The sequence below is a fragment of the Acinetobacter sp. ATCC 27244 genome (genome assembly GCF_000156555.1).
In the GTDB taxonomy this organism is placed as follows: Bacteria; Pseudomonadota; Gammaproteobacteria; order Pseudomonadales; family Moraxellaceae; genus Acinetobacter; species Acinetobacter haemolyticus.
In genome coordinates, this window is sequence record NZ_GG665993.1 from 1 (window position 1) to 789 (window position 789).

General features: G+C 35.1%; 1 protein-coding gene. It reads left to right on the plus strand.

All coding sequences use genetic code 11. The annotated features are described in order from the left end of the window. Positions 1-83 precede the first annotated feature (83 nt). The coding region (locus HMPREF0023_RS15935; RefSeq protein WP_008942588.1) for an IS982-like element ISAba9 family transposase at positions 84-789 on the plus strand (706 nt) is incomplete at its 3' end.

Genomic DNA, 789 nt, shown 5'->3' on the forward strand with positions numbered 1-789 from the left:
ACCCCAATCTCAACTTTTTAAGTGATTGAAATAAAAAGGACATAACCCTATTTTAGTTTCCACCAAGAAATTAAAGCAAAGTTATGTCCATTGAAGAATTTATCATTTTTGTCTATGTAATCATAGAAGAACTTTATCCCATTGTTGTTACTCAGCCCCTGAGAACTCGTGGTTTTCCGCCTGCTGTTACTGATGCAGAAATCATCACTATGCAAATAGTAGGTGAATTTCTTGGTTTAGATACAGACAAAAATATTTGGATGTATTTCAAAAACAATTGGTTAGAATGTTTTCCAAAATTAGGATCTTATCCCAATTTCTGTAAACATTGTGCAAACCTGTGGCATGTCAGTCAATCCATTATGGCACAGCTCATTCAGCGTTATGGTTCAGATAACATTCACTTTATTGATGGCTTCCCACTCCCTGTCTGTAGTTATACCAGAGCTAGAAAGCATAAAAACTTTAAAGAATACGCAGGTTTTAGTTATTGTGCTGCAAAACAAGAAAAATATTATGGTTTCAAAGCTCATATCGTCATTAATCTTTCAGGCATGATTTCGGGTTATACCTTTGCACCTGCTCATTGTGATGAGCGAGATGTTGCACCTGAAATTACGAATGATATTTACGGTTTACTGGGAGCAGATAAGGGCTATTTAAGACCAGAATTGAAACGATATTATGAATATCAGGGTATTGATTTACAAACACCCTTTAGAAAAAACATGATAGATTTCAGACCTAAAGAGACACTGCAAATACTGATGAAAGCCAGAAGAAAGATTG